General features: G+C 58.9%; 7 protein-coding genes. 5 read left to right on the plus strand and 2 right to left on the minus strand.

What is annotated here, in order from left to right; all coding sequences use genetic code 11:
* Nucleotides 1-117: 117 nt before the first annotated feature.
* Nucleotides 118-360, minus strand: coding sequence for a DUF982 domain-containing protein (locus JT360_RS28750; RefSeq protein ID WP_214476073.1), 243 nt, complete (start codon nt 358-360; stop codon nt 118-120).
* A 169-nt stretch (nt 361-529) separates the two neighbouring features.
* Between JT360_RS28750 and JT360_RS28755 the strand changes: the two genes are divergently transcribed.
* Entirely contained in the window at nt 530-841 is a 312-nt protein-coding gene (locus JT360_RS28755; protein ID WP_214476074.1) for a hypothetical protein, read from the plus strand.
* 267 nt (nt 842-1108) lie between these two features.
* Here JT360_RS28755 and JT360_RS28760 read toward each other — a convergent pair whose 3' ends face one another.
* Nucleotides 1109-1432: a KTSC domain-containing protein gene (locus JT360_RS28760; protein WP_352128652.1), complete on the minus strand. Its 324-nt coding sequence runs from the start codon at nt 1430-1432 to the stop codon at nt 1109-1111.
* A gap of 185 nt (nt 1433-1617) precedes the next feature.
* Here JT360_RS28760 and JT360_RS28765 point away from each other — a divergent pair, with 185 nt between their 5' ends.
* From JT360_RS28765 to JT360_RS28780, 4 genes are all read left to right on the plus strand, one after another.
* Nucleotides 1618-3186 carry a site-specific integrase gene (locus JT360_RS28765; RefSeq protein WP_214476076.1) on the plus strand — a complete coding sequence of 523 codons (1569 nt, stop codon included), beginning with the start codon at nt 1618-1620 and terminating at the stop codon, nt 3184-3186.
* A 477-nt stretch (nt 3187-3663) separates the two neighbouring features.
* The gene (locus JT360_RS28770) at nt 3664-6999 is read left to right on the plus strand and encodes an AAA family ATPase (RefSeq protein ID WP_214476078.1); all 3336 of its coding nucleotides are present in this window, start codon (nt 3664-3666) and stop codon (nt 6997-6999) included.
* A gap of 469 nt (nt 7000-7468) precedes the next feature.
* The gene (locus tag JT360_RS28775) at nt 7469-7900 is read left to right on the plus strand and encodes an XRE family transcriptional regulator (RefSeq protein WP_214476080.1); all 432 of its coding nucleotides are present in this window, start codon (nt 7469-7471) and stop codon (nt 7898-7900) included.
* A gap of 397 nt (nt 7901-8297) precedes the next feature.
* The gene (locus JT360_RS28780; RefSeq protein WP_214476082.1) at nt 8298-10535 is read left to right on the plus strand and encodes an adenylate/guanylate cyclase domain-containing protein; all 2238 of its coding nucleotides are present in this window, start codon (nt 8298-8300) and stop codon (nt 10533-10535) included.
* Nucleotides 10536-10577: the final 42 nt, after the last annotated feature.

Below are 10577 nucleotides of genomic sequence, written 5' to 3' on the forward strand. Positions count from 1 at the left end.
AAATAGGTAGCGCGGGCTGACCGGCATTTCGCGCTGATCAGCGGGCACGATCGGACTGGGTTGTGGGACGCCGCGCCGCAGGTGCAAAACGCAGCTGCCGATATCAGGCAAGCGACCCTAATCGCTAGGTAACAGCATCTGTGCTTCCTTAGCCGCTGCGGCGAAAGCCTTCCGTATTATCTGCGGATCAATGGGATCGCCCTCCAAGGCAGAACTGCAAAGGGTCATCGCCTTATGCCATCTGGGGCCACGTTTTGCCCATTTTAGCAGTTCGTCGGCGGCTGCTTCAACGTGGTCGACCCTATGGCGCGAGCCTGGCAAATCGGACCTCACATAAACTGGAGAAACGAACCCATGCATTGCTTGTCCGCGCTATCAAAAGACCCGCCGACCTTCAGCCGGCGGGAGTCTGGAGTAGCCAGTTGTGATCTGGCGTGTGAAAACGGGCGGATAAGCTTTTTGTTGCAATTCACCGACGGAATATTAGCAGTCCCTTGACGGCCAGGATTTCCGCCCCAGAGTCTCTTTTATGGCGTGGAAAATTACGGACATCAGCATTGGCGACGAAGTTGCCATAACCGTGACCGTGCTCAGAATGCTGGATGGTGCGCGAGCAAGCGTCAGCATTCCGTCCTATGCCTTTCCCCATTCGATGTCAGCACCAAAGAGGACCGAACCGGGCGACGAACTGGAGCTTAGAGGGAAGGTCAGTCGAATCGATGCAGAATCCCAAAAGGTCACGTTGAAGGCTGGCGGTTTGATTACCGTCGATGCCGATGTGATCACTGACTGGACGCCCGTTGCGCGCACGACGACGGCCCTTCGACATGAGGCGCGGTAGCGACTCCGATCAAAGAGGAAAACATGGAAGCCCGAGCCGGGGTCAAATTGGTTCGCATGGCCATAGAACAGACCTACCCGGCTGGCGTCCTCCAAGCGAGGAGGCCACGCTTCCGCTCTTTGGTCCGAGCCTAGTCCATAAGGCCGAAGCTCTTGCCAAAGCCGTCATTGTGACTTGAAAAACCTTACCGCTAGTCGGTAGCGCTCACCTTGATCGGCCGAAAACCAAGCCGCAACAGGCGAAGTGGTGCTTCACCAGTCGAGCAGATCATCCAGAATTGTTGTCGGCCAGTCGGTATCGGAAGCGATTGCGAATGTGTTCGTTGAAATAGCGGCCCTTGGCAAAAGCGGATCGGAACTCGGCACAGGTTTCCGGCGGCACGCCCTCAAACTCATACCGTTTGCCGCTGGCCACAAACCACACAGACAGGACTCGCTTGTCAGGATCATATTCGGTTTTGCGTATTGAGGTGGAGGGCATCCGGGAACACCTATTTGTATAAACCCAATTCCTGGCACAAGGGCGCGGCGAAATCCGCGACCGATCATTCGAAAGTGCCGCATCGACAACTTCTTCGCGAAGCTCAGGCATTGGCTGCTCAAGCTGCTAAGCGAATAGTCGAAATCCGGACGACCAGGACAAGTCCCGCTCATCCTAAGATTTCAGTCCTCTCTCGCAGCACCAGACTATCCCATTGAAATCATTGAAGCCATTGACACACAACGGTTTCTGTCCATTCTGATGTTACAAATGCCGTAACAAATCGGATGGAACTGATGACAGGCCGTGTTCGAAATCTCCTGAATCGTGACGGCCGCTTTTTTGCACGGCTTGTAGTCCCGAAAGAGCTTCGGCGGTATATCGGGAAAACCGAATTGCGAACGGGGCTTGGTCCAGACTACCGGAGAGCCCTGAAGATGCTGCCCGGTGCTGTCGCCGCCCTTCAGCATGAGATTGCACTTGGCGAGCGCCGCGCCGTCGCGGCTGGCGAACAGTCCATCACTGTCGGTCGCTATCCACTTCTTCCACCACAAATAGCCAGCCGAGACTATCAAATGCGGCTGGCCGACGATGCAGAGATCCGGGCGCACCATTATCAATATGCGGGCTTTGAGGTCGACTACGAGGCTGCTAGGCGCTTTCGCGACGGCTACTCGGGAAAGCTGTCCGATGATGAGCTGGAACGGCTGGTCGGCGAGCGCCTCGAGGAGTTCAAGTCGTTCGGCAATCACACAGCCACCAAAGGTGGTGTGGAATGGCGCCTGATCGCACAGGCTCTTTGCGTCTCCGCCTATGAGGCCATGTCCCGACAACACGAACGAAACGACGGTGACTTCAAGGGCGAGCCCTCGCACCCATTGCTAACGACCGCACAGCCGGCCGAGGATGACCGCCAGCCGGTTTCCCTGAAAGGTCTGCTTGCTGACTATCTGGATGAGCGCGCTGCGGATGGGAAGGGCAGAGAGGCACGCAAGCGCTGGACGCCTGTTTTCACTGACCTATCTAAGTTCATCCGCCACAACGACGCCCGTAAGCTCACCAAGCAGAACCTTCTCGATTGGAAAGATACGAACTTAAAAACGCTCGCCAGCAAGACCGTCTCTGACGTGTATTTGGCCTCGGTGCGGACGGTCTTGAAATGGGCGGTCAATAATGATCGGCTCGAAACCAACGTCGCGGAAAACGTTCGGATCAAAGTTTCGAAAAAGCAGCGTTCGCGCGAACAAGGCTTCACCCTAGATGAGGCGGTTGAGGTTTTGAAGGTCGCTCGCGATTATCAACCGAAACACTCTGACAATCCGCGGACGCGGGAAGCACCGCAGACGACCGCCGCGAAGCGTTGGTCGCCAATTCTTTGCGCGCATACAGGGTCGCGAATTACAGAGATCACTCAGCTTCGAAAACAGGACTTCCGCTATGAAAAAGGTGTGCCGGTGGTTCGGATTGCGCCAGACGCTGGTTCTGTGAAGTCGGGCAATTATCGCGATGTCCCCCTACATCAGCAGCTGATCGATCTGGGCTTTATGGAGTTCGTGAACGCGGCTGCTGACGGCCCACTATTTTATCCAGCCTCCAAAAGAAAGGAGGGGACGCTTCCGGCGCAAACGGTGGCCGGCCGCATAAGTCAGTGGCTGCAGGCCAAGAACGTCATCCCTGAAGGCGTGAGTCCTAACCACGGGTGGCGCCATCGGTTCAAGACGGTCGGTCGCGAGATCGGCGTTGCTGACAGGACGCTTGACGCTATCCAAGGCCATGCAGGACGAACCGCGGGCGACGATTATGGGGACGTGACGATCGCTGCGAAGGCGGCTGCGATTGCACGGTTGCCCCGATATGAATTTTAGGTGTTCTGAGCCGCGGATCTCCGTTGATTAGCGCGTGTCCTAAGGAGCGGTAATGGAAAGCGCGACGCGTTGCCAAATCGGATAGGCGGGTTTTTCCCACCCAGAACCTGGGCGACCGGCTTGCGGGGGTATGAGGGAGCATAGGTGTTCGATGCAACCACTCGGGTCAGAAGACCCAATAACTTGGTCGGTGTAGACCATGCTCCAGCACCTTCACCCACCTTCCTATGCCCCCAGCTTCTCCAGCGCCATCGCCGCCCGCCCATTGAGGTCTCGTAGGCTGGGAAGCTATCAGAAGAGCCGGTGCCGACCCTAGCCATGCGTCGGATCTTGAGCCCCTTAGCCCGCAAGAACTCCTTGAGAGCCAAGCCTAGCACCCTTTCTGAACGACCGTAACCATGTCGGACTACAGCATTTCCTTGGCATCTGAGCTAATATTGCGGCTGAGGGACCCGAATTCAGCCTTGGGAGAGTTGTGTGGACGTTGCCGCTTGGTTGCGAGGCCTCGGCCTCCAGCAATACGAGCAGGCATTTCGCGACAACGCGATCGACGCGGAAGTCTTGCCGGAACTGACCGATGCCGACCTCGAGAAGCTCGGTATGCTCCTCGGTCATCGCAAGCGATTCCGCAAGGCGGTAGTGGGGCTGGGGCCGCCGTCAAGCCATCCCGACCCGAGCACCGATGAGGTCGCGGCTCAGAGCCGCACCCGGGAGCTAAGCGCGGAGCGTCGGCAGCTGACCGTTATGTTCGTTGATCTCGTCGGCTCGACGGCGCTGGCGACGCGTCTGGATCCCGAGGACCTGCGTGAGGTCATCGGAGACTATCACCGCTGTGTCGCCGATACGGTCGCCCACTTCGGCGGCTTTGTCGCCAAGTATATGGGCGACGGAGTTTTGGTATATTTCGGCTACCCGCAGGCGCATGAGAACGCCGCCGAGCAGGCGGTGCGCGCTGGCCTTGCTCTCGTCAATGTCGTTAGGTTACTCCCAGAGCCCGAGCCATTGCTGGTTCGTATCGGCATCGGCACCGGACAGGTCGTCGTTGGCGATCTGATCACCGCCGGCGAAGGGCAAGAGCGCGGCGTCGTGGGCGAGACGCCGAACCTCGCCGCCCGCCTGCAAGCTCTTGCCGAACCTGATGCGGTTGTGATCGGGCCGCAAACGCGGCAACTGGTCGGCGATCTTTTCGAATATCGCGATCTTGGCGCCGTCGAGGTGAAAGGCTTTCCCGAGCCGATCCATCCTTATCAAGTGGTTCGTGAGAGCGCCGTCGAAAGCCGGTTCGAGGCGCTGCATGGGACCGCGCCTACGCCGCTGGTCGGGCGTGAGGAGGAGGTCGACCTGCTGCAGCGCCACTGGCATCGCGCGAAAAGTGGTGAAGGTCGTGTGGTGCTGCTCTCAGGCGAGCCCGGCATCGGAAAGTCGCGCCTCACCGTCACCTTGCAGGAGCGGATCCAGAATGAGCCACACAGCCGCTTGCGCTATTTCTGTTCGCCGCACCATCAAGACAGCGCGCTCCACCCGACCATTGCGCAGCTAGAACGTGCCGCCGGGTTGGAGCGCGACGACCCACCTGAGACGAAGCTGGATAAGCTTGCGGCCCTGTTTGCCCCGGCCTCGCCGGAGGATTGGGCGCTGCTGGCCGATCTGCTGTCGTTGCCGACCGAAGGCCGCTTCCCGCCTCTCCAATTGACACCTCAGCGTAAGAAAGAGAAGACCTTCGATGCGTTGCTCCGGCAGCTCGAAGACCTGGCGCGACAAGGTCCGGTGCTGATGCTCTTCGAGGACGTCCACTGGATCGACCCCAGCTCGCGCGAGCTGCTCGACCTAATCATCGAGCGGGTGCCCCGCCTGCCAGTGCTGCTTCTCCTCACGTTCCGCCCCGAGTTTCAACCCCCGTGGACCGGGCAGTCGCATGTCACGGTTATGGTCCTCAATCGGCTCGACCGTCGTGAAGGCGCAGCGCTGGTCCAGCGGGTCGTTGGCAGCGGGGAGCTGCCGAGCGACGTTGTCGCGGAGATCATCGAGCGCACGGATGGGGTGCCACTGTTCGTCGAGGAGCTGACCAAGGCGGTGTTGGAGAGCGGCAACGCCAGGACAGTGCTCTCACGAGCTGCCGCGACGGTGTTGAACGTTCCCGCCACACTGCATGCCTCGTTGATGGCGCGGCTCGATCGCCTCGGCTCAGCCGTTAAGGAGGTCGCACAGGTCGGCGCGGTTCTCGGCCGGGAGTTCTCCTACGAATTGCTGGCAGCAGTCGCACGGCGAGATGCCGCCGAGCTGGACGGCGCACTGGATCAACTCATCGGCGCCGGTCTGGTGTTCTGCCGCGGGACGCGGCCATTGGCCACTTACCTCTTCAAGCATGCGCTCGTTCAGGACGCAGCCTATGGCACGCTGCTGCGCGCGAAGCGCCAGGAGTTACATAAGCGTGTTGCAGATGTGTTGGAGGAAAAGTGGACCGAAATCACTGAAGCGCAACCTGAGCTCCTCGCGCACCACTTCCAGAAAGCTGGGGATTGGGCGGGGGCGCTCGATCACTGGCAAAAGGCGGGAAGCGCCGCCGTGGCCAGAGCTGCCACTCGGGAAGCCGTGTCGCACTTTGCCAGTGCGATCGACTGCAGCAGGAGGCTTGGCGACGTCTCCGGCGGCGCCGAACGGATGACCCGTCTCCACCTTGCGTCGGCCAATGCCTTGATGCAGGCTGAAGGGTATCGTTCTGAGCGCCTTGGGAAGGCGCTTCAAGATGCACGTCTTGCCGCCGCGAACACTGCATCGGTCGAATTGCAATGTGACGTTGCGCTTTCACTCGCTCCATTTTTTTATGCCACCGGGCGCAATCACGATTACCTGACCCTGGCCGAAGAGCAGCTCGCAAATGATGCCAATCTCGTTCCGGCGGCCTATCTGAGTGCACTTTGGGCGGCAAAGGGGATTGCTCACTCCAACCGGGGAGAACAACCGCTGGCAGAGGAGGCCCTACGCAAGGCTTTAGCTCTGATTGAACGTGTTGAAGCAAGTCGTCGTATCTTGTTCGCCGGTGCGGATCAACGTCTCTCCGCCCAAGAGTATCTTAGCGGTTCACTGATCATATTGGGTTTCTTTGACGATGCCGTCGAACAAAAAGAGCAACTGATCCGAACTGTCGGTCAGCTCGATAAACCCTTCGACCTCGCCTGGTATCTTCTCGCTCAGTGTGAATTTTTTGCTATATTCGGTCAATACGAGGAACTACTTGAGACCGCAACGAAGATCGTCGAAATTTGCGAGCGGCATGGCTACGCCGCGCGTCGAAGCAGCGGCATCAGGTGGCGTGGTTATGCCCGCTCCCATTTAGGTGAACTGGATGCCGGCATCGATGACGTCCGGGAGAGCATGGTTCTCTGGCGTGGACAGGGCGTCGTATTTCATACCCCCGAGAAAATATGCGCACTCTGTGCTCTTCTCCTGCGGGCCGGTCGCATCGAAGACGCATCAGAAATGCTTGATGATGTCGATACCCTCGTTTTCGATACGGACGAAGCGTCCTACTTAGCCGAATGTATTCGTCTTCGTGGCCAGATCGCCGCGGATAGAGGTGACCTGAGGGGTGCCGCAAACCTATTCGAAGCAGCAATCGCGACTGCCCGTCGGCAGCAAGCGAGACTCTTCGAGCTTCGCGCCGCAACGCAACTAGCACCAGTTCTGGCACGTCAAGGCCGTGTCCATGAGGCCGCGACCCGTCTGCAAGCGGTGGTCCATACATTTAACACTAGGTATCAAATCGTCGACCTCATCGCGGCACAAAGGGCGCTGGACGCTCTGAGCCGTTGAGGTCGCACCATCTGCGTCGGCTCCGACAGCCTAGTTTGGGTTGGTTTTGATGCAAGCTTGGCTCATTGCGCACCCGAGACGTTCACGGCTGTTCCTGCGTAGGTCCGAACATCGTGCAACCTCGTTCTGGCAGATGGCCGAACGACAACATTCCACCTATCTGGCGAGTGGAGCGGGAGCCCGCTGTTTTCGACTCTGCTGCCTCGAGCTCGAGCGCGGACCCGAACGTGGAGCGCATGCTCGTCGGCTCTGGATGCCACCGTAAGGAAGCTGACGAGGATCAGCTCGGTTTCCGGGAACAATTGACTTTATTCGCAATGGGGAACACCCCAGATGCGTCGGAAGTAGAGAATGATATATAGACCGTGTAAATATCTCGCTTAGGTTGCGAGATAGTGAATATCCCCGTTGTAACCTCGCTATACATAAGAGACGATTGATCTTGTGTAAAAGAGAGCGAGAAATAAACATGAAGATATCTTCAGGTCGCCCAAATGCGAATTCAGCAATCGCGAAATTCATAGATGGTCGCATTGATAAGCTAAAAGGACGGAAAAGCCAGAAAGACGTTGCCGTCGAAGCTGGGTTCACCAACGTAAACGTGCTCTCAATGATGAAATCGGGCACTGTTAAGATCCCGTTCGACCGCGTTCCTGGTCTCGCAAAAGCGCTGGAGTGCGACCCTGCAAGACTTTTCCTCCTGGCGCTCGAGCAATACTTTGAGAGCAGCGCGTTGGTGGCGATCAAGCGAATTTTCGGAACTGTCGTGAGCGAGAACGAGGTGTCTTGGATCGAGGCGCTTCGCAAATCATCCGACAACGCTGATCCTCCCTTAACTGCCAAGCGGGCAAAGATCTTGCGCGCAATATTCGGAAAGATCGGACCTTACCCGGGTCAATGACAGCTGCCGTGTGAGCAGTCGAACGACACTTTGGGTCGAAATCTCGCCTACCGGCGGTCGCTCCCACACATGAGGATATTTTGCGCCCACTTTGGTGCCGTGGGCGGCAAAAAAGGCGGGTGAATCATGCTGGGTGACGCCAGGGTCCAGACCCAATCACTGTGAGCGACCGAGTTCGGCTCTTGCGGTCGCTCAGTCGTGATCATTGGACGACGCGATCTGACCCAAACGAGCCATTCCGGCAGGCAAGCTCGAATGTCTCGAATGTGGTGAATACGACATTGACAAAACCTCAGCCGTCGATGAAAGCGCGGAAAGAAGGGATTTGCTGAGCGCCGGTGAGGTCGGTTTCCTTTCAGAACAACTGATACTATGATCTTGCGGGGCCAGGCCAACAATGGACCGCAAGCTTGCCGCGATTCTCGCCGCCGATGTCGTGGGCTATTCGACTCTGATGGAGCGCGATGAGGCCGGCACGTTCGAGCGCCTTCGTGCCGGACGCAAGGAACTGTTTGAACCCGAAATTGCACGCCACCACGGCCATATCTTCAAGCTGATGGGCGACGGGATGTTGGCCGAGTTCGGCAGCGTCATCGATGCCGTCGAATGTGCGGCGTCGCTGCAGCGCGGGCTTGGCGAGCGCAACGCTTCGCTTCCCGAAACCGAGCAGATTCACGTGCGGATCGGCATCAACCTCGGCGAGGTGATCGTCGAGGGCGAGGACCGGTATGGTGGCGGGGTCAACATCGCAGCCAGGCTTCAGCAACTGGCGGAACCCGGCGGCATCTGCGTGTCGGGAAAAGTGGCCAAGGAGGTGGAGAGGAAACTGGCTTTCGCCTTCGAGCCGATGGGCGAGCAGAGGGTCAAGAACATTGCCGAACCAGTTCAGACCTATCGCGTGGTGCTTGATCCAGCGGCAGCGGGCACGACCCTCAAAGCTCGCCGCCGGCCGCGCGCCTGGCGCCTTCCGGTAGCGGCGGCTGTTCTCATCCTGGCGCTCGGCCTTGCCGCGGCATGGTGGCAGCCGTGGGAGAGACCTGCGCAACCTGCTGCGCCCGCGGCCAGCGAGGCGGTAGATGCCCGGCCGTCGCTCGTAGTCCTGCCCTTCGACAGTCTCAGCGACGACAAGGAACAGGAATATCTCGCCAACGGCTTCACCGAGGACCTGACGACCGAACTGGCGCGCGTGCCCGGCCTTTTCGTCGTCTCCCGCAACGCGGCCTTTGCCTACAAGGACAAGGACACGAAGCCGGCGGAGATTGCTGCGGCATTGGGCGTCCGCTATCTGCTCGAGGGTTCGATTCGCCGCGTCGGCGACGACATGCGCATCAATGCGCAACTGATCGACAGCTCGACATCCGGACATCTCTGGGCGGAGCGCTTCGACGGCCGGTGGGCGGACGTGTTCGCGCTGCAGGACAAGGTCGTCGGCAGCATTGCCGGCGCGCTCCAGCTCCGCCTGTTGAGCGTCGCGCCGGCCGCCCGCGCGGGAGGCACAAACAATCCCGAGGCCTATGATGTCTATCTCAAAGGGATGGACATCTATAACCACATCAACACCCCCGAGGAGTTTGCGCAGGCTGTGAAGCATTTCCAGCACGCGGTGCAACTCGACCCCGATTTCGGCGCGGCTCATGCCCAACTCGCCTGGGCCTATTGGGACGCGGACATCGACCGGGCCGTGGTGATGGGGCTCACGCGAGCCGAAGCCTATGACAAAGTCCACGAAACCCTGAAGCTCGCCGCCCGACATCCTTCGCCGGGTTATTATCAACTGGTCGCCGAGTTGATGGTCAGGGAGCACAACTCGGACGAAGCAGTCAGCGTTCTTCTGAAATCGGTGGCGCTCGATCCTAGCGATTCCTGGAATTATCTCTCGCTGGCCAATGCCCTGAATTTCAACGGCCGGCCGAAGGAAGCGCTGAGCTATCTCGATGCGGCTGCGCGCGTCGACCCGATCTCGTGGATGGACTACAGGCGCTACCAGGCCGGACTGGCCGAGTTCGGTCAAGGGAACTTCGAGAGCGCGGTTCGCTCCATCGGGAAGATGGACCTTGCTTCGCCCGATCCACCGGCCAACTTCTATGCCCTGCAAGTCCTTGTTTCGGCCTATGGGCATCTTGGGCGCACCGACCAGGCCGCGGCCGCCTTGGAAATGTTTAGGAAGGTTGTTGCGCGCAGAATGGAATACGGGGCGAGCCAGTTGATCACCCAGGACTACATGGTGTTCAAGAATGCGGCCGATATCGAACGCCTTTTGGCCGGCCTGACCAAGGCAGGTGTGCCCGATCTGCCGGTATTGGCAAGTGCAGGCATGAATCCGAAGGACCGGCTCACAGGCGCGGAAATAAGGTCTCTCATGTTCGGCCACGAAACGCGCGGAAGATTGGCGTTTGACAAGTTCCTGCCTATGCAGCGCACGACCTCCGTCGACGGCGCCGTCAGCGAGACCATTGGCCAGAGGACCCACTCAGGAACCTCGTGGGTGCAAGGCAATTTCTTGTGCAATGCCTTTCCGGTAGAGCTGACAAGCTGTGGAGCAATTTATCGCAATGTGTTCAGGACGCCGGGGCGCGACGACGAATACAAGGCCGTTTACCGCGGGGACCAGTTCGAGTTTTCGGTCGTTAAGTGAACTCCCAAATGCCGCAAAGGCCGAAAGTCTGCTTGCGGGATA

The sequence above is a fragment of the Mesorhizobium sp. dw_380 genome (genome assembly GCF_018588885.1).
GTDB lineage: Bacteria > Pseudomonadota > Alphaproteobacteria > Rhizobiales > Rhizobiaceae > Mesorhizobium.